Source organism: Natribaculum luteum (assembly GCF_023008545.1).
Taxonomy (GTDB): Archaea; Halobacteriota; Halobacteria; order Halobacteriales; family Natrialbaceae; genus Natribaculum; species Natribaculum luteum.
In genome coordinates this window covers 244,826-268,460 of sequence record NZ_CP095397.1, presented here as the reverse complement: position 1 = coordinate 268,460, position 23,635 = coordinate 244,826, and the positions used below count along the sequence as shown (strand labels likewise).

Genomic DNA, 23,635 nt, shown 5'->3' with positions numbered 1-23,635 from the left:
GGCCGACTCGATCGAACGACTCTCCTCTCAGCGACCGTCGACCACGAGCACGCGAAGGTCGTTCACGTTCGTCCCCGTATAGCCCGTCTCGAGTAACGCCCCTCGATCCTCGAGGAGTCCGTAGACGTCGTTTTCCGCGAGCGCCCGTCTCGCGGCGTCCTCGCCGTCGGCGACGGTCCCCCCGTCGACGATCGCGCCGCAGGCGTCGGTCGGGCCGTCGATTCCGTCGGTGTCGACGCTCGCGCAGACGGCGTCCGTCCCGGCGTCGGCGAACTCGAGGGCGGCCGCCAGCGCGAACTCCTGGTTCGGACCGCCGGTACCGTCGCCGCGGACCGTCACCGTCGTTTCACCGCCAGAGCAGACGACCGCCGGGGGGTCGATCGGCTCCCCGGTCGTGGCGATCTCGTCGGCGATCGCCGCGTGGAACCGCCCGGCCTCGCTCGCCTCCCCGCGGACCCGACTCGAGAGCAGCGCGGTTCGGTAGCCGCGCTCGGCGGCGACCTCGCGAGCGGCGTCGATCGCCGTCCGACCGCTCGCCAGCAGGTGCCAGTCGACGCGATCGAAGACCGGGTCGTCGTCGGTGGGCGTCTCCTCGCGCTCGCCCGCCGCGCCGCGCTCGAGGCGACCTCGGACGGCGTCCGGAACGGCAGGGTCGTACTGCTCGAGCACTGCGAGCGCGTCGTCGAACGTGCTTGGATCGGCGACGGTCGGACCGCTGCCGATCACCGAGGGGTCGTCGCCGACGACGTCGCTGATGGCGAGGGTCGCGACCGTGGCGGGGGCGGCCTCGCGGGCGAGTCGCCCGCCTTTGATCGCCGAGCAGTGCTTGCGGACGGCGTTTATCTCGTGGATCGAGGCACCCGACTCGAGGAGGGCGTCGGTGGTCGCCTGCAGGTCCGAAAGCGAGAGTCCCTCGGCGGGGGCACACCACAGGGCGCTCGCGCCGCCCGTGACGACCGCGAGGACGAGCGCGTCCTCGTCTGCCGCCGCCGCCCGCTCGAGCACTCGCCGTGTGCCGTCGACGTTCCGCTCGCTCGGCGTGGGATGGTCGCCCTCGAGGACCGTCACGCGGTCGGTCTCGGCCCCGTCCGTCGTCACGACGACGCCCTCGTCGATCCGATCACCGAGCGCGTCCTCGAGTGCGGCAGCGACGCCCCCGGCGGCCTTGCCGCCGCCGAGGACGACCAGGCGGTCGTAGTCTGCGAGATCGTAAGTCGTCTCTTCGACGTGGAGCGTCCCGCCCTCGAGCGAGACCGCGTCGGTGACGACCTGGCGGGGGTGAGCAGCGCGGATCCCCGCCTCGAGACAGGCGAGTGCGACGTCGTGCGCGTCGGTTTTCGCGCGCCGCTCGCGGTCGTCGAACATGGTTCAGACGACCTTTCGGAGGAGGCCGTAGGCGGCGTCACGCAGTCTGTCGGGGAGATACCGGGCGTACAGCCCGACCTGGGCGACGGTGCCGACGGGGTAGCGCACCGGCGGCTCGGCGCAGGTCCCCGCCTGGACGATCGCGTCGGCGACCTCGTCGGGATCGACGGCGAGTGGCCCGCCGCCGCCGATCAGCTGGGCGTCGTCGAGGATCTCGTACAGCGACTCGTAGGCGGGCGTGCGACCGCCGGGTAACTCGTCGTCGACGCGGTCGGGGAACGACGTGTCCACCGGTCCGGGTTCGACGACGACCACGTCGACGCCAAACTCCTCGAGTTCCGCCCGGAGCGCGTCGCTCATCGCCTCGAGTGCGAACTTCGAGCCCGAGTACGCGCCCGAGCCAGCGACCGAGAGCCGCCCGAGTACGCTCGAGACGTTGATGATCCGCCCCTCGCCCTGCGCGCGCATGTGCGGGACCGCGGCACGGGTCAGCCGGTGGGGACCGTAGACGTTGACGTCGAACTGCCGGTGGAGGTCCACGGTGGAGACGTCCTCGAGCGGCCCCATCTGGGCGTAGCCGGCGTTGTTGACGAGGCAGTCGATCGCCCCGCCGAGGTCGACGGTCTCCTCGACGACCGCGGCGACCTGGTCGGGTTCCGTCACGTCGAGTGCCATGGTCTCGCAGCCCGCCTCTGCGAGGTCTTCGATGTCCTCCGTGTCCCGGGCGGTCGCGACGACCAGCCACCCTTCCTCGAGGAAGGCCGTCGCCGTGGCGCGGCCGATACCGGACGAACAGCCCGTGATCAGGACGCAGTTCTTGCGCGTGTAGCGGTCGTCGTCCGTCCGCGTCGCCTGGTCGGGTTCGCGACTCGAGTCCGTCGGCTCGTCGACGGGATCGGTCGGTTCGTCGTCGCCAGCGGCGGAGTCCTCGTCCCCGCCGTCGGTCTCTTCGGCTTCCGCTGGGATGGCCATGCGCGATTCGTTCGGGAGACGACACCTAAGTATCGACGGTTCGTCGCGATCCGAGCGAGGCGTCGGAGGGGATCGGGAGGCCGCTATCAGCGTCGACGGACATTGTGGTGTCACGCCGGATACGTCGCGCCTTCGACACCGAACCACGCGGAAGCGGCTCGGGCCGCCTCGCCCGGGAGAACGGCGGCTACTCCCCGGGATCCGACTGGTACCGGTCGATCAGAATAGTGCCGGCACGGACGAGCACGTACAGTCCGGTCGTGGCGCTCGCGAGTTGCGTCACGGCGGCCCACATTACGCCGCTCTGTCTCGAGAGTTCGTAGAGGAACCGAGACGGACCGACGTTAACAACCTGAGCTACGAACACAAACGCACCGAGCAGCGAGACGAGCAGGAGTCCGACGCCGATCCAAAACAGGAAGATACCCGCGATGAGTATGCTCTCTCGAATCGCCCACCTGAATCGCTGCTGGAGCGGTTGCGGGAACGTTCGGGTTACCATGATCCCTATTTTCGAACGGGAGTACGAAAAAATTACTAAACGGCGGCGACTTCTCGAAATCCTCGTCGAGTGATCGGTGCGTCGAGGAGGCGGCCGGTTCGCCGATCCTCGAGGGACGGCTAATCGTCGACCTCCCGCTTCGCCTCGTCCGCGTAGCTGTCGGCCAGCCGGATCGGCTCCGGCAGTTTGTACCCCGAGGCGAGCGCGAGGACGACGTCGGCGGCGGTCTCGGGGCCGACGCGGTGGCCGGCGCTCACGTACAGCGGGTTGACGTGACGGTTGGGGGAGTCGTACTGCTTCGTCTGGACCGCATAGCCAAGCAGCGTCCCGTCGGGAGCGTCGACCCTCGAGTTCGCCTCGATCGGCACCCGCGCGCCGGCCGGCAGGCCGTCTGTGTCCTCGCGCGGCGTGCCACAGAGCAGGCTCTTGGCGACGCCGACGCTCGGCACATCGCGGACGACCCCCATGTGCGTCGCGATGCCGGCCTGCCGGAAGTGGATGCGGCCGCTGCCGTCGAACAGCAACAGGTCGGGGTCGACCGACAGCGCCTCGAGTGCCTCGAAAATCGGCCGGCCCTCGCGAAAGGAGAGCAGCCCCGGGATGTACTCGATCTCGAGCGGCGTCACCGCGTGGACGCGCTCGATCACCTCGCCGGCTTGCATCGCGACGACGGCACTCAGCGCGCGGCCGTCGAGAAACGACTGGTCGACGCCGGCGACGATCGGCGGGTCGGCGTCGCCTGCGGTGGCGGCGAGGGGATCGGCGAGGACCGAGGGGTCGAACTCGAGGTCGTCCTCGAAGACGGCGACGCGGGCGATCTCGCGCTGGAGCGCCTCCATGTCGGCACGCGAGAGGTCGGCGTCGGGCGCGAGGTCGGGGCGGGGGGTCACGTTAGAAGGGACCGCGGCCGCGACCTGGACCGCCTGGGCCGCCAGGACCGCCGGGGCCGCCACCCAGCTGGAACTGGCTCGGGGCATGGACGTTCTGCGTGCGCTTTACGTACTCGCCGTAGCCGAGTCCGATGGCGAGCCCGACGAGGTGTGCCGCGTGGGCGATCGGACCGCCGCCGCCGGTGCTGATGAAGAAGACGCTGACGACCGCGTAGCCCCCGGTCAACACCCAGATCGGGATCGGGAGGATGAAATAGAGGTACACCTTGAGACCGGGATTCAGAACCGTCAGGACACCCATAATAGCGAGAGCGGCCCCGCTTGCGCCGAGAACGCCGGCCGTCATCGGCGTCACGGGTCCCGTCGCGATCTGGACGAAGATCTGTCCGAGACCCGCGAGCGCCCCGCTGGCGAGAAAGAGGATCGCGAAGTTTCGCGACCCGACGTACCGCTCGACGAGCGGTCCGAAGAAGAAGATCACGATGCTGTTCCCGACGATGTGGTAGAACCCGCCGTGGGCGAAGATCGACGTGAACCAGGTCCAGATATACTCCGGATGCTGCGGTGTGAGGACGAAGATCGACGTGAGAGCGGCTTGAGCCAATACGAGTCCCGTTACGAACTGCAAGGCGAACGTCACCCACATGAGCGTGAGGAACAGGTAGGTCACGTTCCCGCGGAAGTACGCCAGCATCCCGCCAGGACCCGTGTTAATGCCGAGTTTCGAGGTAATACTCGAGGTTTTCGACGTGCTCTCCCCGGTGTTCACGCTGTCGTCGAAGCCGCTGTCGAACACCCCGCCTGGATCGTTCCAGTCACGCAGGCCTGAACAGTCGTGGTTTTCGGGCAACCGGTGTTCGGCACAGTACGTCCCCCCGCAGTGCCGACACTTGTACGGCATGCTTTCTTCTTTCCCACACACGTCGCACTTGGCCATTGCCCGGGGATATGTGGTGAATAGGTATGGGGTTTGGGGTTCCACAGCTCCCCGACGGGCCGACCTGCCGACCCGAAACCGGTACGGCGGGGTGCCGTCGAAACGTATCGCTAACCGCTCGATTGGGATCCCACTCTTCCGCTTCCGTCCCGCTTTTGATCGTCGCTCGAGTATACTCGATAGCTCCAGCGTGTTCCGATGGGGACGCGCCACGACCGACGACCAGAAACCCACGACACCCATGACCGAGTTCACCGGTATCCTGCTCTTCGACGGCGACTGCCCGTTCTGTTCGGCCGCGGCGACTGCCATGCGCCAGCTTCCGGACGTCGGTGCGGTGCAGTGGGACGACCCCGCCGCGCAGGCGTTCCTCGAGGCGCAGTTCGACGAGGCCCCGTTCGCGCTGTTTTTCGTCGACGGCGAGGCCGAGACGGTCTGGGCCGGCGAGGCCGCGGCGAGCGAACTGTGCGAGCGGGCCGGCATGCCCGTCCTGATCCAGGACGTCGTCGGCGACAACTACGAGACGGTGGCCGACGCGATCCGGACGGTCTCCGGCCTCGAACGCGAGCCCGACCCGTACCACGGAGAGTATCCGCTGGCCGACGAGGCGGCGGCGCGATTCGACGAGCTGGCCGCCCAGGGCCGGCAGACGCACGCTCCGAGGGAAACGGATTCGTGATCGTTCCCGTGGGTCGATCCAGACTGGCCGTTCGCTCGAGCGTCGGGTGTGCGGTCGGGCTGTGTCGTCCCCTAGAGCTATGGTAACGACGGACATTGCCCTGGCTGAGGCACCTCTATGTCCGACCGAGACCTGCAAGCGGACCAGCAGCCGTTGAAAGAACAGTACGAGGACGACCCCGAGGAAGCCCGGATCACGCTGACGGCGACCGGCGAGCAGGAGGCCGACGTCCGGTCCTGTCACGTCGACATCGGACGAGCGGTGTACGAGGCCGAACTCCACGAGGGCGCTGCGGGCCCTGGAACCGCCGCCTGCTCCGGCGACCTGCTGCTCGGCGCGCTGGCCGCCTGCGCACAGCTCACGACGCAGGCGGTCGCCGACGCGTTCGGCGTCGACGCCGACATCGACACCGAGGTGCGTGGCGACCTGGACCTCCGCGGGACGCTCGGCGTCGACGACGACGTTCCGGTCGGGTTCCAGGACATCGAACTCGAGACGACCGTCGAGGGCGACGTCGACGAGGAGACGGCCGACGCGCTCGAGCGATACGCGGAGCGCTACTGTGTCGTCTACCAGACGCTGACGAATCCGCCCGAGATCGAGACGAACTGGCAGTTCGAGGGGTAACGGCGGCCTCACTTCTCACGATGGATTCGGCGTCGGCAGCGACCGGTGTCGACGCGGCGGGACGAGGTAGTTCGCTCGCCGCAGGACGGACATGTACTGGAGGATGCCGTTGTTGTTTCGCGAGCCGACGGCGGAGGGGAGGTCGGTCCCCGTCACCGTCTGTTTCGTCTCGACGAACGCCGAAATACTGCGCTGGTGGGCGAGGAAGTGAACCCCGGCGGCGTCGTCGTCGGTCGAGTTGAAGTCCCGCCGGAGGATGAGCGGTTCGTCGTCCTCGCGGGCTCGAGTGGCCTTCTGCGTGTGACCGACCACGCCGCGAGTTCGGGCGTCCTCCTCGGCCGACGCCCCGCAGTCGTCGACGCCGCTCGAGTCGCCCAGGTTGTGTCCGGCCCCCTCGACGCGACCCTCGTCGGCGTGGGCCGGACAGAACATCTTGCTGACGCGCTGCTCGCGGCTGTCCTGTTCGTACCACTGGTGGAGGTTGAGGTCGATCCGCGAGAGGTGGGTCGTGGTGCCGCCGGCGAACGGTCCCTCGTCGATCGTCACCCGCGCTTCGGTGGCCTGGTTCTTCCGGAAGCCCGATTTGAAGCCCATGAACATCGGCGCGTCCTCGGGTACCGGCTCGGAGTCGGGAATCCCGCGGACGTCCTCGCGCTGCTGTTCGGCCGGAACGCCGTCGCCGACGAACCCCGTTCGTCGCTCGTCGATCTCGAGGATTCCCTCGAGTGTCCCCTCGACCTCGACGTCGTTTAGCTGCTCGCGGTTCCCCTTCAGCGCTTCCTCGGCGCTCAGGACGACCTGTCCGTAATCGCTGGCGAGGTGGAGCAGGGCGTCGTACTCGTCGAACTCGGGATCTTCGATCGGGACGAGCGCCTCGGGATGCGGGAGGTCGACCGACTCGGGCAACGCCTCGTCGAACCGGTCGAAGTACGCCGGCGAGTAGCCGATCGTAAACACCAGTCCGTCGTTTCCGCGCGCGTAGGCGCGCTCGAGCGTCGTCAGCGCGTCCTCGAGTTGCCCGCGCTCGTCGTCGGTCGGCCCGTCGCCGACGTACTCGAGGTGCAAGAGGAGGTGGTGTTCCGGCGGGAGGTGATTGCCGTGTTCGTCCTGGCTGAGGTAGTCGTTCCAGGCGTGCTGTCGGTCGGGGAGGTCGTCGGGATCGACGGACGGCTGGGGGACGTCGACGTTGCTCTCGCGATCGACGCAGGCGGCGAGCGCGCTCGCGCCGCCGATGGCCACGGCACTGCGGACGAACGCCCGGCGGGAGATTCCACGCGGCGAGCGAGTCATACGTTTGGTTCGGGTCCGCGTGACAAAGGGAATTGTGGTGCGAGCGACAACCAGTTAGCGCCGGGCCACGTCAGGCCCTAGCATGAAACAGATCGAGGTGTTCGAGGAGATCGACGCCCCACCCGACGTCGTCTGGGACGTCTTGCTCGAGTTCGACACGTACCCGGAGTGGAACCCGTTCGTTCGCGAGATCGAGGGGCTGCCCGTCGTGGGCGAGCGCCTCCGCGTGCGAATCCAGCCGCCCGGATCGCACGGGATGACGTTCCGACCGGAGGTCGTCGCCCTCGAGGAGAGCCGACGGCTCGTCTGGCACGGTCGCCTGCTGGTTCCGTTCGCGTTCGACGGCTACCACGAGTTCCACCTCGAGCCGGTCGACGACGATCGAACCCGGCTACTCCAGCGTGAGACGTTCCGCGGGGCGCTCGTGCCCGTGTTGCTCGACGAGGAGCGCGTCGAACGAGGGTTTCGGGCGATGAACGAGGCGGTCAGAGAGCGGGCCGAACGCCGGGTTACGACGTCGATCTGACCTACAGCAGGTCGACGAGTCCCTCGAGGGAGTCGATCTCGTGGGTCGGCTCCACGTCAAGTTCGTAGTTTTCGCGGTGTGATCGCCAGACGAACGCCGAGTCGACGCCGCAGGCATCGGCGGCGGCGACGTCGACCCAGCTATCGCCGACGTACAGCGGGTTCGTCGCGTCCATCTCCGAGATCGCTCGCTCCAGGTAGTACGGCGTCGGCTTCTTGCGTTCGATCCCCCGGACCGTCGGCTCGCGCCCGTACCACGGGTCGAAGCCGTCCAGCCCGAAGTGGTCGACGATGGTCTCGATCGTCTCGTGCTGGTTGTTGCTGACGATCGCCCGCGGCGGCTCGAGGAACTCGAGGGCGTCGACGTCGTCGTACAGGGTCTTCCGGCCGGCGCGGATCTCCTCGGCCTGGACCTCGATGGCGGCCCGTTCGCGCGCCGTCCAGAGTTCGTCCGCCGTGACGCCGTACCGGGCGGCGAGCTCCCGGAGCGAGGGGACGTCCGGTCTGATGAGCGTCTCGACGTGTTCGTCCGTCGGCGAGTCGACGCCGACGGCCTCGTAGGCGTCGTGCATCGCACGTATCAGTGCCTCTCGACTGGTCGGGGTCGTCAGCACGCCGTCGTTGTCGAAGACGACTGCGTCGTATTGCATCTGTGTTCCAGTACGACGCCACGCGGTTTCGTCGTTACGCCTCTTCTCTCGCTCGACGTTTTCCTGTCACAGACTAACGTTCACCAAACGTGTAGCTCAGAATATGAATGCTTATTAGCAAAGATCGGCAATTTTGGGTATGAATCGTAAACAGTTCACTCGAAGACAGTTCAGCGCGGCGCTGGTAGCGGTTCCGACGATCGGTCTCGCCGGCTGTATGGGCAGCGACTCCGACGACGAAGACGACGGATCCGAAAACGAATCCGGCGACGGGTCCGGCGACGATGAGATCTCCCTCCCGGACGACAACCCCGGCGCACTCACGATCGTCCTCGAGAACGAGAACGGCGAACCGGTCTCGTCCGGCGTCGAAGTCGATGTCAGTCACACCGAAGAAGACACCAGCAACACGTTCAGCGGCGGGATCGAGAACGGCGAGCGAACGCTGACGACGCTCCTCTACGAGGGCGACTACACGATCACCGTCGAGAGCACGAACGACGAGTTCGAGCCCGTCGAGGAGGAAGTGACCGTCGGCGAGGACGACGTCGAGACCACGATCGTCCTCGAGGGCGCGACGGGCGACGACGCCGCCGCAGACGAGTAATCCGACTCTCCGCGTCCTTTCTTCGTTTTCCAGCGCCGACCGTTCGCATCGAGCCGTCTTGCCGTGATCGGACCGACGGACGTCGTCCGCAGGTTCAAATGTGAGCACGCGGCCAGTGTCGTCGATGCACGACGATCCGACCGTCACCGACGAGCCGATCGGAAGCCGAGCACGGACTCGAGGCGACGATGGGACATAGAGCCCTCGTCGCCTACCAGCGACCCGACCACCTCTACGACGTCCGGTACAGCCACTGGGGCGGCGAGGACCTCCAGCTCGTCGCGTCGCTCTCCCCCGACGCACCGCTGGCCCACGGCGTCGTCGACTCGGAGGTCCTCGCAGACTCCGTCGCCCGGAGCCGGATCCTCTCCGGCTATCTCGATCCCTGCATTCACGAAGCTCTCTACCTCGTCTCGCCGGAGTTCGAGGTGACCGCCTACCGCGTGCTCTGGCTCGAGTGGGGCGACGGGCGCGAGGACGGCCGCGGCGCGATCGTCGAGGTCGAACTCGGCGACCGCGACCTCGAGGTCCGGACCTGGTTTCGCGCGCTCAAGACCACGCTCGCGGACGTCGTCGAGATGGGCGTGCTCTCGCGTCGCGCGGCGAGGTCGTACCTCGAGGCGCGCGTCTGCGAGGACGAGAACGGACACGTCTACACGTACGGCACGCCGAACGAGACCGGTGACGCCACGGAAGAGCGGGAGTGGCCGTCCGACGGCGGCTGACCGTAATCACTCGCTCCAGCGCGCGTCGGCCAGCGTCCGCTGGACGGCCTCGTGACCGACCGCCTCCGCGAGCGTCTCGAACCCGGCGCGTTCGGTCCGGTCGCTCGCGTTCGCGACGAGTCGCGAGACGATGAACTCGGGCGTCGACCGGCCGACCGTCTCGAAGCGGGGCTGGTAGTCGACGAGCAACTCGAGGTCCGGACTCAGCCCTTCGGCAAAGATGCCATCGACGCGCGCTTCCGGCGGCAGCGGCTCGAGGTCCTCGGCGAGGTGGGTGACGAACACGCCCAGCGCGTCGCGTTCGACGGTGAGCGTGACCAGTCCGTGCAACAGGTCGGCGGCACTCCCCGGCTCGGTAATCGCCTCGAACTCGTCGACGAGCATCAGCGTCCGGCCGGTATCGGACAGCGGCGGCACGATCGACCTGAGCGTCGACTCGAGGACGCCCGCGTTGAAACTGGCGTGGCGGCGGTGGAAGACGAGCGCGTCGACGGGCGTCACCTCGGCGCGTGCGGCGGGGACCGGCAGCCCCATCGAGGCCAGCAGGACGACCTGACACAGCGTCTCGAGCAGGGTCGTCTTCCCGCCGCTGTTCGCACCGGTGAGCACCGCGACGTTCTCGTCGTCGGGGACCGCGCCGTCGACGGGATCGAGTGTGTGGTCGCCGAGCGCGTAGGTCACGGGCTGGACGGCCTCCTCGTCGCGCGCAGCGAGCGTGAGGTTGCGTGCCTCGAGGACGGCGACCGTCGCCTCGTCACCTTCGTCGACGAACGTCGGCCGCGTACAGTCGTACGCGAGCGCGAATCGAGCGAGCGACAGCTCCAGTGCGATCTCGTCGACCGCGGTGACGGCCCGGTCGACCTCCTCGCGTGACGTTTCGAGCGTCGCCTCGAGATCGCTCGCGACGGCCGCCTCGCGCTCGTCGATGGCCTCCCGGAGGTCGTCTCGCAAGTGCCGTAACGTCGCGCCGACGAAGTCCGTCGCGTCGGTCGCGTCCGTCGGCATCGCGTCGCGGACCCGGTCGATCGTGACGTCGGCCTCGCTCAGCAGGTAGTCCTCGAACGCCTCCCGGAACTGGCCGACGTCGCGGACGCCCTCGGATCGCAACTCCTCGATCACCGCCAGCGCGTTCGCGTCGACGTCCTCGACCGTCCCCAGCGCCGTTCGAAGGCGGTCGAGTTCCTCGTCGGCCCCCTCGCGGACGCGACCACCGTCGAGTGCCGATAGCGCCCGTGCCGCCTCCTCGAGACGCGTCTGCTCGAGGTCGGCGATCGTCTCGAATGGACCGGCGTCGACGCCCGCCTCGAGGATGGCGAGGGCCGTTTCGACGGCAGCCAGTTCGCTCTCGTCGCGCTCGTCGTACCGTTCGTAGGCCGCGAGGACCGCCTCGCGGTCTCCCTCCTCGAGGGTCTCCCAGGCGTCGCGTGCGGCGAGGACGCCGTCGAGTCGCGTCTCCATCTCCTCGCGGGTCGAAAGCGGCGTCAGCACGCGGATCCGGTCGGCGGCGCGGTCGGTCACCGCGTGGTCGACTGCGAGGTCGAGCAGTTCCTTGTACGCGGCGCGGGCGTCGCTCGTCGCGAGCACGTCCATCCCCGCGCCGCCCGTTGCCCGCCGCAGGATGCGCGTCGCCCGTCCTCGCGGCAATCCGGCCTCGGACAGCGTGCGCACGTCGCCGTTCTCGATCGCCTCCACCGCCCGCTCGGTCCCGAGTTCGTCGACGAGCGTCTCGCGCGTCTTCGGGCCGACTCCCCAGTACTCCTCGAGTCGCATACCCGTGGATTCGAGGCGAGTGTCTTGAAGACTGTGCGATCCGCTCGCGTGCCGTCCACGCGCTGCTCGCGCGGTTATGGTCCTGTTCCGGCGCGTCAGTGGTCAGTCCCGTCGCTCTCGGCGTCGGCCGAGGCCTCGTCGTGACCGACGCTGTACCCGATGCCGTGTGTACCTCCCTGGGCGTCGGTGATCGTGACCGACCCGCTTTTCGGCACCTCGCTCTCGAAGACGGCCCGGACGAGGACGGTTCGTACGGCGATCATCTGTGCACACATCTCGTCGGGACCGGACGTATCGACGGCGGAGACGTGCGCCGTGAGGCCGTCTGCGTCGGTCTCGACGGAGTCGACCTCGAGTTCGTAACACAGGTTTGGCACGCGCACCTGGACCTGCAGGAGCTTCGCCCGGTCGAAGTCGGTTTTCTCGACGAACTTCTCGACGGCCTCGCGGTCCGTCTCGGAGAGGCGCTCGTCGTCGACCACGTCGGCTGCGTCTTCTTTCGAGAACAGCGGCTGGGCGTCGGTCTCGCCCCTGTTGACAGTGTAAAACAGCGTCTCGTAGTCGGCCAGCACGTACTCGCTCTCACCACCGTCATCGCCGTCGTCCCCCTCGTCGCTCTCGCCGTCGTCGTTCTTCTCGTCGGCGTCGCCTGTCCCGTCGTTCTCGTCGTCTCCGTCGTCGCTTTCGTTTCCGTCGTCTCCGCCATCTCCGTTTTCGTCACCGTCCTGGTCGTCGTTTCCGGACGCGCCGACCCCGGATTCGAGACACCCGGCCATCATCGACGTACCAACCAGTGAACTGCCGTACAGCATCCGCCGTCGTGTCAGGTTCATACTACGTACGAGGATGGGAGACCGGATATACGCATCCCAAGGTGAAACGAGTCTTTTACCGTCTCTAGACTCTCGAGAGTGAAAAATACTGGCACGCACCGGTGACGGTCAGATCCGCTGTGAGTTCGGCCGAGACGGATCTTCGAGCCGTCACTCGGAGCGTGGGAACCGGGCGGGGTGGGTCCCGCCCTGGCGTGAGAGACATGAGCTGACTCGAAGCGGGGGCGAGTCCACTTCCGAGCGATCCGGGCACGAACGCACGGCAATCGGCCGGTACGCGTGTCGTGGTCTGCGCCGAGCGTGCACCCGACGGGGTGTATCCCCGCACGTGGGTCGATGGCATACTCACCCTTAGTTATGCGTCTTCTGGAACGACGTTAGCCTGCCGAAAACGCCGCAAACCCACCCGTACACCGCGTATATCCCGTGTCTACGCGCGCTCGATCGATCCTCCCTACCGACGGCGATAGCACCCGGCTACCGACCGGGAGGGACCGCCTACTCGTCGCCACGCGCCGGTAGGGGGTCCGTGGGACACGGACGGCCGATGGTATCACAACGGTGGCTGTGAGTCAGTGCCGACGCATCTACGACCCGTCGTGTGAGTTCTCGGCACACAGCCACAGCCGACAGTCTCAGGCGAGCGTCCGCTCGACGTACTCGAGGACGTTCTCCGACTCGGGCATCGTCACGCCGCGTTCGTCGTCGACGAGGACCGGGACCACGCGCTGGCCGGAGACGCGCTTGACCTCGTCCCGGTTCGAGTGCAGCGGTTCGACCGGGACGCGCTCGTACTCGACGCCGAGTTCGTCGAGGCGGTCGGCCACGCGCTCGCAGTACGGACAGCCCTCGAGTGCGTACAGGGTGATCGTCACGGTCGTCGTTCGACCCGCGCCGGTAAAGCGGTGACGGCGGTTTCGCACGCGAGACTCGATACCGACAGGTCGAACGGCCAGCAGTGGCAGTGTACCGTCCCCAGAACGATAGTCGTGGCTCGCGTAGCAGGCGTATGGCCCGCGAGACGCCAGTTCGACTCGGTATCGTCGGCCTCGGCTTCATCGGTACGACCGTCGGCGGCCAGTTCGCTCGCCACCCCGACGCGACCGTCGCCGCGGTCTGCGACCTCGACGACGCCCGCCTGACCGAAATCGGCGACCGGTTCGACGTCCCGTCCGATCGGCGATACCTCGAGTACGACGCCATGCTCGCCGACGCCCCGCTCGACGCCGTGTTGATCGGGACGCCACACACGCTCCACTACGACCAGACCGTCGCCGCCCTCGAGCGAGGCCTCCACGTCTACTGTGACAAGCCGCTGACGACGGACCTCGAGCACGCACGCGACCTCGTCGATCGCGACGAACGGACCGACCGCACGCTGATGGTCGGCTACCAGCGCCACCTCCAGACGGCGTTTCGAACCGCTCGCCGACGGTGGGACGACGCGACGCCGAACTGGATCACGGCCTCGATCACGCAGGACTGGATCGACGACTCCGCCGGCACGTGGCGTCTCGATCCCGATCTCTCCGGCGGGGGGTTTCTCTACGACACTGGGAGCCACGTCGTCGACGGCGTCCTCTGGATGACTGGCCTCGAACCGGCGTCTGTCGCCGCCAGCATGGACTTCCACGACGACGCAGATCGCGTCGACAGCCGGGCCCACCTCGACGTCGCGTTCGCGAACGGCGCGACGGGGACGTTCTCGTTCAACGGCGACGCCCCGGCCGTCCGCGAACACATCCACCTCTGGGACGACGACGGCGCGGTCTACCTCGAGGGCAAACAGTGGCGCTCTCGAACCGTGCGCGAGATCGACGCCGACAGCGGCGACTACGTCCCCTACGTCGATCCGCGACGCGAACAGTCACGTGCCGACGCGTTCCTCGAGAGCGTTCTCGAGGGTGTCGAACCACCGGCGACGGCCCGTGACGCCTATCGGGTGACTGCGCTCACGGAGGCCGCCTACGAAGCCGCCAGGACGGGAATGCGGGTCGCCGTAGAAACCGAATAATATCCGTATTGACCACGTTAACGAGGGTGCCATCGACGCAGAATGGCCGTTTTACGGCTCTTAATGAGGTGCTCAGACGATCGTTCGATTCGGTTGCCGTCTCTCGATTACGATCCGATTAGCGACTCGTCCGACCGCACCCTGTGCGTGTGACACCGTTTCAGGGGGGCCCGGCGGGGTGGGGCTCGGTCGAATCTGGTTAACTCGCTCATAGATTCTGGCCCGATTCGGTTACAAGCCGGATAACTACGTCCGGAAACCGAGACCACCCGTCCATGATCGAGTGTACGAACTGCGAGACCGCACAGTTCTTACAGATCACCCAGAGCCGGGTCTACTTCGAGGACGGCGAGATGATAAACGAGATCAGCGAAACCTACGAGTGTACCCTCTGTGGCGGAACCGGGACGTACACGTACGCAGAGTCCTGCGATCGGGCGAGCGTCACCGGCGACGTCGAAGTCACCGAAGAGCGCCCCAGATTCGCCTGACAACTCGCCCCCGCCGTCGGGGGCAACGACAACGGACGACTGCCGCTCGCACTCGCCTCTCGGTTCGCTCTCTCACCGGGTCCTCCGGCTACCCGTCTCCTCTTCCGTTCTTCGTCCGCGTTCGCCGTCGATCTCACGGTCGCGTCTTCGGTTCCCGTACTGGCGACGGGCGACTGCGGCGGCCCGTCGGTTCGTGTCCCACTCCTCGAACAGTCCGTACTCGGTCATCGTCTCCATCCCCGCGACGACGGCCGTGAGTTTGATCCCGACCAGCGGAATCTCCGCGACCGAGACGACCACGTCGGCCCTGAGGACGACCCCGTCCCGCAGGAGGACGTCGAGGACGTCGACCAGCGCGTCGTCGCTCCTGCTCGGTTCCATCCTACTCGCCCTCCCCGCTGGTCGGCTCGCCGCCGAGGTCCGGAACGAACGTGTACGGCGGCCACGGCCCGGTGAAACGAACCTCGAGACCCGGTTCGGCGGCCACGTCGTCGAGGGTCGACCCGACCTCGCTCTCTCGCTGCTCGTCGGCGAGGACCGTCAGCCGACAGATCGTCTCCGCCCCGTCGTCGCTCCGCTCGTCCTCGTCGGCGAGCGATGCGGCTGGCGAGCGCTCGAGTTCGTGAACCTCGCGGGTGCAGTCGGACAACCGCTCGCGGAGGTCGGCCGAGAGCGCGTCGCGACCGCTCCGCCGGAGTTCCGCCACCCGCTGGTCGTACTGCTTCTCGAGCAGGAAGGCCGCCCCCTCGCTGGCGTCGTCGATTCGCTCGCGGAGGTCGGCGAGGCGCTCGTCGTCCGTCTCGAGCGTCGCCTCGTCGACGGGATCGGTCCGGACGACTTCGATCCGGTACTCCCAGTGGCCCGCGAGCGACTCGAGGACGCTCGTGAGGGTCTCGTGTTCTTCGCGGAGCCACTCACGGACGGTCTCGCTGTCGCCGCGGAGAATCGTGTCGAACTGGAACGGCAGCGGCGTCCCGAAGCGCTCGCCGGCGGCGTCGACGACCGACTGGTGGCGGACGAGCCAGCGGCGGATCTCCGCGAGGTCTGCCGAGTCGTAGATTCCCTCGCAGTCGTGGACGACCGCCCCCACGCCATCGACGACCACGAACGAGACGGACTCGCCGTCGACGCCGGTCACGTCCTCGAGCACGTCGCCGTCGTTCGCGTCGTCGGCGCGGACGATACAGTAGACGTAGCGACCTTCGTCGAACGCGGGCAGTTCCTGCTCTCCCTCGGTCGTCGGCAGTGACGCCGGGACGTCGTCGCCCGAGTGGTCGCCGGTCACGCCCGCTCGAGCAGCGTCGTCCTCGGTCACTCGCCGTCACCTCCGAAGACGGTGTAGCCGGGCCCGCTGGCCTCGGGTTCGTCGAAGCGTTCGATCGCGTCTGCGACCAGTCCGTCGAGGTCGCCACGGAGGTCGGCGACGCCCTCCTCGATCCCTTCGTCGCGTTTTAGCTGTTCGATCTCGGTCTCGATGCGAGCCAGTTGGTTCCCGAGGCGTTCGATCCCCTCGTCAGAGAGGGTCCCCGACTCCATCCGGCGGACGGCTTCCCGCTGCAGCGCCTCGAGGAGCAACTCGACGACGGTCACGACGAGCGTGACGAGTCCCTCGCGAGCGTCCTCCTCGTCGCCGACGTCAATCGTCGTCATCGTCACCCTCCGTTTCGGCGTTTTCATCGGCGGTTTCGTCGCCGCCGTCTGCGTTCGTCTCGTTCTCGGCAGATTCGTCCTCGTCGTCTCCCTCGGCGGTGACGTTCACTCCGCGGGTCGGATCGATCGGCACGGCGGGCCGATCCTTCTCTGCGAGTTCCGGTTCGCCCGCGGCCTCGGCGACGCGGCGCATGTCGGTCCCCTCGGGGAACTCGAGGCCGTACTTCGCGGCCGTCTCGAAGGAGGCGATCGCCGCCCGGATCTGGATGCCGAGCAGTTGCGTGTCGCCGATCGAGACGGCGACGTCCGCGTTGACGACGATCCCCTTGTCGAGGAGCATCTCGACGACCTCTGCCAGGTCGGTCTTCTGTCTGCTGGGCTGGAAGTCTCTCATTCGTTTTCACCTCTGCGTTTCTCGAGTTCGCGCTCGAACCGCGAGCCGTAGATCCGGTCGAACCCCGGAGCCGTCGAGTGTTTCACCTGCCGCGGTACCGTCGAGATTCGGTCGGTCGCCCGCAGGTCCGCCCGCTCGATCGGCATCGTCGAAGCCGCCGTCGGGTTCCGCGAGTGCGTGCTCGCGTCCTCTCGGCGCAGATTCTCCCGGTTGAACTCGTACACCTCCTGGAACGTCCCGTGGACGACGATCAGCGCCTCGCGGAACTCCTCGATGCTCTCGATCGCCCTGTCCTGGATCAGCTGCTGGTAGGCTTCGGTGTCGTCCGCGTCCAGTCCGAACCCCTCGCCTTCGGTTGGATCGAGCGAGCCGACACCGAGTTCGCCGCTCGCCGCCTCTTTCCCCTCCTCGAGCAACTCCTCGCCCTCCTCGACGGTGGTCTCGACCACCCCGCCTTCGTCGCCGACGGTGTCGCTCGCTTCCTCGAGGAGTCCGTCGTCTTCGCTGCTGTCGTCGCCGACGTCGTCGACCGCGTCGACCAGTTCGCTCGCCTCTTGCGAGACCTCGACGACGTTTCCGACGTCCATCAGCTCCCGAAGGTTGATCGCCCGCAGCACCCGCCGGACGTCCACCACGTCGTCGGCCTCACCCTCCGCGATCGCGTCGGGGATCTCGCCGGTCTCGATCGCCTCGAGCAACTCCTCCTGGTCGATCGCCTCCGGCAGTTCCGTTACGTCGATCGACTCGATCAGATCCTCGGCCTCGCGGGCGACCCGCTCGAGTTCCTCGAGGTACTCGAGCAGTTCGTCCAGTCGCTCGCCGCCGACCGCTTCGAGGTCGTCGATGGATCCGAGGACGTCCTCGAGTTCGTCCAGTCCGTCCGCTGTGGTGTCTGCTACCGCCGCTAGCTGGTCGTTCGGATCACTCATCGGTATCTGGCCTCGCTCGAACGGTGAGCACCCCGTTGTGGACGCTCGCCTCGGCCGTCGACTCGGGCCACGGGAGTTCGACGCGCTCGAGCCGTCGTCCGTCGACGGCGACGACGATCGTGCCGTCTTCGAAGCCGACGGTGACGTCGTCGGGGTCGGTTCCGACGACGTCCGCAGTGACGAGCAGTTCGTCCTCGTAGCTCTGGGTCGTGACGTTGTACCGGGCTGCCCCGGCGGTGTCAGATCGCGACCCCGACGGCGTGGACGGGCGCGTTCCCGTCGGCCGACGCCCCGGTGGCCGTCTCTCGTCGGCTCCGCGGCGGTCCTCGAGCGCGTCGAGCCCCGTTCGGATGGAGACGTCGTAGTCGATTCGTCGATCGTCGCGTTCGCGGCGTTCGGACGCCGAGTAGCGATCGAGGCGCTCGAGCGCGTTCAGCAGGCTCGTAAGCCAGTTGCCGCCGCGTCGGTCGTCGGACGGTTCCTCTGGCGAGTCGTCGGTCGGATAGTCGTCGGTCATTATCGTTTCACCTGTACGCGACCGCTGGTGAGCTCCTCGTGGACCTCGCGGGCGATCTCGAGTTCCGCCTCGAGTTCCTCCTTCCGGCGCTCGTACTCCTCCTCGGAGCGCTCGCCGAGTTCGTACAGCAACTGGTTTTCCTTGAGTTCGTCCTCGATCCCGTCGACGTCGTACAGTTCGTCGAGCGCCAGCGTGTGCAACGCGTCGACGATGCCGACGATCGGTCGGAACAGGAGGTCGTCGAGGACGAACATCACCGGGCCCCCACGTGGACGTCGACGAAGCTGTACGGGGCGAACGGCCCCGAGTACCGGAACGTCAGGTCGTCGTACTCCGCCTCGAGCCGGGCGACGGCCTCGTCGAAGGCCTCCCGGTCGTCGCGGTCGACGAGGTACGATCGGTTGGTGACGAGGCGATCGCTGAACAGGTCGCCCTCGACGGAGTCCTCGGCGATGGGCTCGAGTTCGTCGCCGATCGCCGCGTCGATCACCTCGCGGTCGACCTCGCTTCCCTCCTCGCGGACGACCTTCAGCCCGAGTTCGACCGAATCCCTGACGTCGCGCATGGCTCGTCTGAACGCCGGGCGTGCGCCACGGAGGACGTTCTTCAGCGCGCGGTTGCCCTCGAAGGCCATGCCGAACTGCATCGGAACGACCGTCCGCCCGCCGTCGTGCTCCATGATCTCTCGGAGCACCTCGTCGTGACGCCTGGTGTTCTCGTCCGTCTCCTCGGGGTCGGTCGTCTCGACGTCGGAGACGAGGGCGGCGAGTCGGCCGTGCGTGATCGGGTAGACGCGCTCGCCGTCCCCGACGGCGTCGGTCTCGAACTCGAGGGCGTCTTCGTCGCTGACGATCCCGTAGACGTACCGGCTGCTCATCTCGAGGTCACCTCTCGAGTGAGCGGACGGAACGTCGGTCCGTCGCTTCCTCGGGGTCTCAGTGGCCGTATCGTCTCGAGTCGGTTCCGGTCTGGCTCGTTCATACGTTCATAACTCGATGGACGTGGCGTTGCCTGCCGCTGGCGATGCACGCAACTCCTGGAAGGGGATTCGATTCGACGGTGCCTTAGGGTGGTGCTTGCAGCCGCGGGGTGTCGTACGCTTGCACCAGCAGCCTGAACCGTGATACGTGTCGCTGGCTGACGAACGAATGCACCATGGCACAACCACAGCGCCGGCCGGATTCCTCGAGCCTCGCGGAAGTACTCGACCGCATCCTCGACAAGGGCGTCGTCATCGACGTCTGGGCGCGCGTCTCCGTCGTGGGGATCGAGCTACTCACCGTCGAGGCGCGAGTCGTCGTGGCGTCCGTGGACACGTTCCTCCACTACGCCAAGGAGATCTCGAAGATCGAACGGGCGACCTCCGAGGGCGACCTCGAGTCCCTGGAGGAACTCGAGATCGAGACGCGTCCCGAGTCGTCGCCGATGACGGCGGAGATGCGACAGCAACAGCAGTAACGCGACCCGTACGGGCGCGACCTGCCTCACCGTTCCCCGATCGCCGCCGTCGGCACTTCGTCGACCCTCGCCGAGGCCGACGCCTCGAGCGACGAAGTGCTATTCCACCGCCGCCAACCGAGACATGGCCGAAGCAAACGAACAACCCCAACCCGAGCGGTGTAAGGCGTTGACAGCCGATGGGACGCGGTGTTCGCGGCCGGCCGAGAAAGACGGGTTCTGCTACCAGCACGACGAGCGTGATCAAACTGTGAGCGAGAGTAACACCGAGAGCCAACAGGCTACCGAGACCGAAGCGGAAGAAGAACCGGACGACGAACAACAGCACACCGCGGCCGACCAACTCGAGAGCGACAGCGAGCAGACTCCCGAGAGCGAAGAAGACGCGGACGACCAGCAACGCACCGCGGCCGCCGAGAGCGAGACCGACGCCGGGAGCGTCGATACCACCGATCCGGGCGACGTCGACACGAGCGACCTCGAGGCCGACATCGACGACGGCCGGGTCGAGGGACTGCTCGCGGTCCGCCAGACGGTCGAACGGACCGCGGCACAGATCATCGGCCGGAAGTTCGACGGCGTAAGCGAGATCACGCCCACCGAGGACGGCTGGCGCGCCGTCGTCGAGGTCGTCGAGCGCTCCTCGATCCCCGACACGATGGACGTCCTGGGTCGGTACGAGGTCGACCTGAACGAGGACGGCGTCATCGAGGGCTACCGTCGAATCGACCGGTACCGCCGGGGCGACACCGTCGAGTACGAGTCCGGGTGACCGATCCGCCTGGCCGATGCGCCGGTCGGTCGCCCACTCGTTCGTCGGTCCACGAGCCGCGCTCACGGAACGCTCGTCGACGGCGGTACCCGATCTCGCCTTCTGATACTGCCGGACAACACGGTTCAGACATCGATCGCACTCGAGACGCTGTCGTCAGCGACGACAGCCGTCGAGACGCGATCGAGTAGTCACTGACTGTTGTCCGGTAGTATGAACATCCGATCCAGCAGCTATTTCCGCCTCGAGCGGCGGCTACCTCACATGGATCCGGCGCTTGGGCCTCCTGAAGCGATGGCGGACAGACGCGAGGACCTCACGCCGATGATGCGCCAGTACTACGATCTCTGTGAGCGCTACGACGACGCGATCGTCCTCTTTCAGGTCGGCGACTTCTACGAGACATTCTGCGGCGCGGCCGAACGCACCGCTCGCCTGCTCGAGCTCACTCTCACCAGTCGCGAGGACTCGACAGGTGAGTACCCGATGACCGGCATCCCGATCGACAACGCCGAGTCCTACGTCGAGGGGCTGCTCGAGGCGGGTTACCGGGTCGCGATCGCAGACCAGGTGCAAGACCCCGCGGAGACGACCGGCGTGGTCGACCGGGCGGTCACGCGCGTGATAACCCCCGGAACGCTCACGGAGGACGAACTGCTCGCGAGCGACGACAACAACTTCGTGGCGGCGATCGCCCGTGGCGATGGATCCGCAATGCGAGCCGGCGGCGACCACGAGGACGAGGGGGACGAAATCGGGCTCGCCCTGCTCGACGTCTCGACGGGCGACTTCCTCGCGACGAGTTCGACCTCGAGCGAGGCGATCACCGACGAGGTGAGTCGCTTCGCGCCCGCCGAGGCCGTCGTGGGTCCCGACGCCGCCGCCGAACTCGTCGGCGACGACTGCATGGTGACGCCCTACGACGAGACGGCGTTCGACGCACAGCGGGCCGAGGAGATGGTCACCGCTTATTTCGGTAACTCCGACGCCCTGCTCGCGAGCACGGCGGAGATCCGCGCCTGTGGGGCGCTCCTCTCGTACGCGGAGTACGTCCGCGGTGGCGTGGACGAGGACGGCGACGACGCAGACGACACCGGTGACCGGCGACTCGAGTACCTCACGCACCTCACCAGGTACGACCCGCGGGAGTACCTGCTGCTCGACGCCGTCGCGTTGCGCAGCCTCGAGCTGTTCGAACCGCGATCGGTCCACGGCCACGAGGACGCCACGCTCGTCGGCGTCCTCGACGAGACCGCGAGCGCACTCGGCGGCCGAAAGCTCAAAGACTGGCTCCGCCGGCCGTTGCTCGAGCCCGCGGCGATCGAGGCCAGACTCGACGCCGTCGAGGAGCTGACGGCGGCGGTCCGGACCCGCGAGGAGCTTCACGAACTGCTGCGGGACGTCTACGACCTCGAGCGGCTCATCGGTCGCATCTCGCGCGAACGGGCGAACGCCCGCGACCTCCGGTCACTTCGCGATACGCTCGCCGTCGTCCCAGACGTCCGCGAGCGACTCGCGGACGCCGAGACAGACCGCCTGCGGGCACTGTACGACGCGCTCGACCCGCTGGCCGACGTCCGGGAGTTGATCGACGAGGCGATCGTCGCGGACCCGCCGATCGAGATCACCGAGGGCGGCATCGTCGCGGAGGGCTACGACGAGGACCTCGACGACCTCCGGGCGACCGCCCGCGCAGGCAAGCAGTGGATCGACGACCTGGAGGAGCGCGAACGCGAGCGAACGGGTATCGACTCGCTGAAGGTCGGCTACAACTCGGTCCACGGCTACTACATCGAGGTGACGAACCCGAACCTCGACGCCGTGCCCGACGACTACCAGCGCCGACAGACGCTCAAAAACTCCGAGCGGTTCGTCACGCCGGAACTCAAGGAGCGAGAGGAGGAGATCGTCGGCGCGGAAGGGCGGGCCGACGAGCGCGAGTACGAACTCTTCCGTGAGGTTCGCCGAACGGTCGCAGACGAGGTCGAGCGCGTCCAGTCGCTCGCGGACGCGCTGGCGACGGTCGACGCGCTCGTCTCGCTTTCGACTGTCGCCGCCCAGTACGACTACTGTCGGCCGACGATCCTCGAGGACGGCCGGGAGATCCGAATCGAGGGCGGTCGCCACCCGGTCGTCGAGCGCACCCAGTCGTCGTTCGTGCCGAACGACGCCCGTTTCGACCGGGACCGTCGGCTCGCGGTCATCACGGGGCCGAACATGTCCGGCAAGTCGACGTACATGCGCCAGGTGGCGCTGATCGTCCTGCTCGCACAGGTCGGGAGCTTCGTCCCCGCTCGAGCGGCGACCGTCGCGCCAGTCGATCGGATCTTCACCCGCGTCGGCGCGAGCGACGACATCGCCGGCGGCCGCTCGACGTTCATGGTCGAGATGGACGAACTCGCGACCATCCTCGAGGAAGCCGACGAGAACTCGCTCGTGTTGCTCGACGAGGTCGGACGAGGCACCTCGACGACCGACGGCCTGGCCATCGCGCAGGCGATCACCGAACACCTCCACGACGAGGTCGGGGCGACGACGCTCTTTGCCACGCACCATCATCCGCTGACCGAACTCGCCGACGACCTCGCGGCTGCACACACGTTGCACTTCGAGGCGAGCCAGGAAGACGGCGAGGTCGTCTTCTGCCACGAGATCGCCCCCGGCGCGGCCGAGGGCTCCTACGGCGTCGAGGTGGCGACCGCCGCGGGCGTCCCCGAGTCGATCGTCGAGCGTTCTCGAGACCTCGTCGAGGCGAACGCGACGGCCGAACTCGAAGAGACCTCGGCCGACGAACCGGCCGCGGACGGGGCGACGACGGACCAGACGGCTCCGACCACTGCCGACGGCGGCGACGACCTCACGGACGTCGCAGCAGAACTTCGCGCGCTCGAGATTGCCCACATGACGCCCGTCGAGGCGATGTCGGAGCTGGATCGGTTGAAGCGACTGCTCGAGGAGTGACTACCGCTTTCCTGCGACCCACCCATACGGACCGCCGTACGTCCGTGCCGCAGCGACCCCGTCCAGTCGGGCGGTCG

At 67.4% G+C, this 23,635-nt stretch carries 28 protein-coding genes; 10 read left to right on the top strand and 18 right to left on the bottom strand.

Annotation, left to right across the window (positions count from 1 at the left end):
• Positions 1–27 precede the first annotated feature (27 nt).
• The 5 genes from MU558_RS01490 to MU558_RS01470 all read right to left on the bottom strand — a co-directional run bounded on the left by MU558_RS01490 (position 28) and on the right by MU558_RS01470 (position 4,666).
• Complete coding sequence (locus MU558_RS01490; protein ID WP_246971349.1) at positions 28–1,365, bottom strand: glycerate kinase type-2 family protein; 1,338 nt, start codon at positions 1,363–1,365, stop codon at positions 28–30.
• A 3-nt stretch (positions 1,366–1,368) separates the two neighbouring features.
• Positions 1,369–2,337 carry an SDR family oxidoreductase gene (locus tag MU558_RS01485; RefSeq protein ID WP_246971347.1) on the bottom strand — a complete coding sequence of 323 codons (969 nt, stop codon included), beginning with the start codon at positions 2,335–2,337 and terminating at the stop codon, positions 1,369–1,371.
• Between the two features lie 187 nt (positions 2,338–2,524).
• On the bottom strand, positions 2,525–2,839 hold the full coding sequence (locus MU558_RS01480) for a hypothetical protein (protein WP_246971345.1): 315 nt from the start codon (positions 2,837–2,839) through the stop codon (positions 2,525–2,527).
• A gap of 119 nt (positions 2,840–2,958) precedes the next feature.
• Positions 2,959–3,678, bottom strand: coding sequence for an endonuclease V (locus MU558_RS01475; protein ID WP_246975068.1), 720 nt, complete (start codon positions 3,676–3,678; stop codon positions 2,959–2,961).
• 52 nt (positions 3,679–3,730) lie between these two features.
• On the bottom strand, positions 3,731–4,666 hold the full coding sequence (locus tag MU558_RS01470; protein ID WP_246971343.1) for a rhomboid family intramembrane serine protease: 936 nt from the start codon (positions 4,664–4,666) through the stop codon (positions 3,731–3,733).
• A gap of 241 nt (positions 4,667–4,907) precedes the next feature.
• Between MU558_RS01470 and MU558_RS01465 the strand changes: the two genes are divergently transcribed.
• The gene (locus MU558_RS01465) at positions 4,908–5,345 is read left to right on the top strand and encodes a DUF393 domain-containing protein (protein ID WP_246971342.1); all 438 of its coding nucleotides are present in this window, start codon (positions 4,908–4,910) and stop codon (positions 5,343–5,345) included.
• Between the two features lie 117 nt (positions 5,346–5,462).
• On the top strand, positions 5,463–5,972 hold the full coding sequence (locus MU558_RS01460; protein WP_246971341.1) for an OsmC family protein: 510 nt from the start codon (positions 5,463–5,465) through the stop codon (positions 5,970–5,972).
• 15 nt (positions 5,973–5,987) lie between these two features.
• Here MU558_RS01460 and MU558_RS01455 read toward each other — a convergent pair whose 3' ends face one another.
• Positions 5,988–7,262: a DUF7405 family protein gene (locus MU558_RS01455; protein WP_246971340.1), complete on the bottom strand. Its 1,275-nt coding sequence runs from the start codon at positions 7,260–7,262 to the stop codon at positions 5,988–5,990.
• 82 nt (positions 7,263–7,344) lie between these two features.
• Between MU558_RS01455 and MU558_RS01450 the strand changes: the two genes are divergently transcribed.
• Positions 7,345–7,788 (top strand): SRPBCC domain-containing protein, encoded by a 444-nt coding sequence (locus MU558_RS01450; RefSeq protein WP_246971339.1) that lies wholly within the window; start codon positions 7,345–7,347, stop codon positions 7,786–7,788.
• 1 nt (position 7,789) lies between these two features.
• Here MU558_RS01450 and MU558_RS01445 read toward each other — a convergent pair whose 3' ends face one another.
• The gene (locus tag MU558_RS01445; protein WP_246971338.1) at positions 7,790–8,437 is read right to left on the bottom strand and encodes an HAD family hydrolase; all 648 of its coding nucleotides are present in this window, start codon (positions 8,435–8,437) and stop codon (positions 7,790–7,792) included.
• A 139-nt stretch (positions 8,438–8,576) separates the two neighbouring features.
• Between MU558_RS01445 and MU558_RS01440 the strand changes: the two genes are divergently transcribed.
• The gene (locus MU558_RS01440) at positions 8,577–9,044 is read left to right on the top strand and encodes an S-layer protein (RefSeq protein ID WP_246971337.1); all 468 of its coding nucleotides are present in this window, start codon (positions 8,577–8,579) and stop codon (positions 9,042–9,044) included.
• 188 nt (positions 9,045–9,232) lie between these two features.
• The gene (locus MU558_RS01435) at positions 9,233–9,769 is read left to right on the top strand and encodes a DUF6735 family protein (protein WP_246971335.1); all 537 of its coding nucleotides are present in this window, start codon (positions 9,233–9,235) and stop codon (positions 9,767–9,769) included.
• A gap of 6 nt (positions 9,770–9,775) precedes the next feature.
• Here the strand turns inward: MU558_RS01435 and MU558_RS01430 are convergent, their stop codons facing one another.
• The 3 genes from MU558_RS01430 to MU558_RS01420 form a co-directional block, all read right to left on the bottom strand.
• A complete protein-coding gene (locus tag MU558_RS01430; protein WP_246971332.1) occupies positions 9,776–11,539 on the bottom strand; it encodes a MutS-related protein in 1,764 nt (587 codons plus the stop codon).
• Between the two features lie 95 nt (positions 11,540–11,634).
• Positions 11,635–12,372, bottom strand: a complete 738-nt coding sequence (locus MU558_RS01425) for a hypothetical protein (protein ID WP_246971330.1) — start codon at positions 12,370–12,372, stop codon at positions 11,635–11,637.
• A 635-nt stretch (positions 12,373–13,007) separates the two neighbouring features.
• On the bottom strand, positions 13,008–13,247 hold the full coding sequence (locus tag MU558_RS01420) for a glutaredoxin family protein (protein ID WP_345781516.1): 240 nt from the start codon (positions 13,245–13,247) through the stop codon (positions 13,008–13,010).
• Between the two features lie 134 nt (positions 13,248–13,381).
• On the opposite strand from MU558_RS01420, the gene MU558_RS01415 reads away from it, so the two are divergent.
• Both MU558_RS01415 and MU558_RS01410 read left to right on the top strand, forming a co-directional pair.
• On the top strand, positions 13,382–14,386 hold the full coding sequence (locus MU558_RS01415; protein WP_246971326.1) for a Gfo/Idh/MocA family protein: 1,005 nt from the start codon (positions 13,382–13,384) through the stop codon (positions 14,384–14,386).
• A 275-nt stretch (positions 14,387–14,661) separates the two neighbouring features.
• Positions 14,662–14,877: a hypothetical protein gene (locus MU558_RS01410; protein ID WP_246971324.1), complete on the top strand. Its 216-nt coding sequence runs from the start codon at positions 14,662–14,664 to the stop codon at positions 14,875–14,877.
• 72 nt (positions 14,878–14,949) lie between these two features.
• Here MU558_RS01410 and gvpM read toward each other — a convergent pair whose 3' ends face one another.
• From gvpM to MU558_RS01370, 8 genes are read right to left on the bottom strand one after another with little or no spacing between them, the layout of a single operon-like run.
• Positions 14,950–15,258 (bottom strand): gas vesicle protein GvpM, encoded by a 309-nt coding sequence (gvpM, locus tag MU558_RS01405; protein WP_246971322.1) that lies wholly within the window; start codon positions 15,256–15,258, stop codon positions 14,950–14,952.
• 1 nt (position 15,259) lies between these two features.
• Positions 15,260–16,162, bottom strand: coding sequence for a gas vesicle protein GvpL (gvpL, locus tag MU558_RS01400; RefSeq protein ID WP_377070388.1), 903 nt, complete (start codon positions 16,160–16,162; stop codon positions 15,260–15,262).
• Positions 16,163–16,188: 26 nt separating this feature from the next.
• Positions 16,189–16,527: a gas vesicle protein GvpK gene (gene gvpK / locus MU558_RS01395; protein ID WP_246971320.1), complete on the bottom strand. Its 339-nt coding sequence runs from the start codon at positions 16,525–16,527 to the stop codon at positions 16,189–16,191.
• Positions 16,514–16,921 carry a gas vesicle protein GvpJ gene (gene gvpJ / locus MU558_RS23220; RefSeq protein WP_377070313.1) on the bottom strand — a complete coding sequence of 136 codons (408 nt, stop codon included), beginning with the start codon at positions 16,919–16,921 and terminating at the stop codon, positions 16,514–16,516. Before gvpJ ends, gvpK begins: the two co-directional genes overlap by 14 nt.
• A complete protein-coding gene (locus MU558_RS01385) occupies positions 16,918–17,850 on the bottom strand; it encodes a hypothetical protein (RefSeq protein ID WP_246971318.1) in 933 nt (310 codons plus the stop codon). The genes gvpJ and MU558_RS01385 overlap by 4 nt, the downstream gene beginning before the upstream one ends.
• On the bottom strand, positions 17,843–18,367 hold the full coding sequence (locus tag MU558_RS01380; RefSeq protein WP_246971317.1) for an Hsp20/alpha crystallin family protein: 525 nt from the start codon (positions 18,365–18,367) through the stop codon (positions 17,843–17,845). Before MU558_RS01380 ends, MU558_RS01385 begins: the two co-directional genes overlap by 8 nt.
• Positions 18,367–18,621, bottom strand: a complete 255-nt coding sequence (gene gvpF / locus MU558_RS01375; protein ID WP_246971316.1) for a gas vesicle protein GvpF — start codon at positions 18,619–18,621, stop codon at positions 18,367–18,369. Before gvpF ends, MU558_RS01380 begins: the two co-directional genes overlap by 1 nt.
• Positions 18,621–19,244 (bottom strand): GvpL/GvpF family gas vesicle protein, encoded by a 624-nt coding sequence (locus tag MU558_RS01370; protein ID WP_246971315.1) that lies wholly within the window; start codon positions 19,242–19,244, stop codon positions 18,621–18,623. The genes gvpF and MU558_RS01370 overlap by 1 nt, the downstream gene beginning before the upstream one ends.
• Before the next feature lie 278 nt (positions 19,245–19,522).
• Between MU558_RS01370 and gvpA the strand changes: the two genes are divergently transcribed.
• The 3 genes from gvpA to mutS all read left to right on the top strand — a co-directional run bounded on the left by gvpA (position 19,523) and on the right by mutS (position 23,558).
• A complete protein-coding gene (gvpA, locus tag MU558_RS01365) occupies positions 19,523–19,825 on the top strand; it encodes a gas vesicle protein GvpA (RefSeq protein WP_246971313.1) in 303 nt (100 codons plus the stop codon).
• A gap of 124 nt (positions 19,826–19,949) precedes the next feature.
• Positions 19,950–20,597, top strand: coding sequence for a gas vesicle protein GvpO, halophile-type (gvpO, locus tag MU558_RS01360; RefSeq protein ID WP_246971311.1), 648 nt, complete (start codon positions 19,950–19,952; stop codon positions 20,595–20,597).
• A 264-nt stretch (positions 20,598–20,861) separates the two neighbouring features.
• Positions 20,862–23,558, top strand: coding sequence for a DNA mismatch repair protein MutS (gene mutS / locus MU558_RS01355; protein WP_246971309.1), 2,697 nt, complete (start codon positions 20,862–20,864; stop codon positions 23,556–23,558).
• Positions 23,559–23,635: the final 77 nt, after the last annotated feature.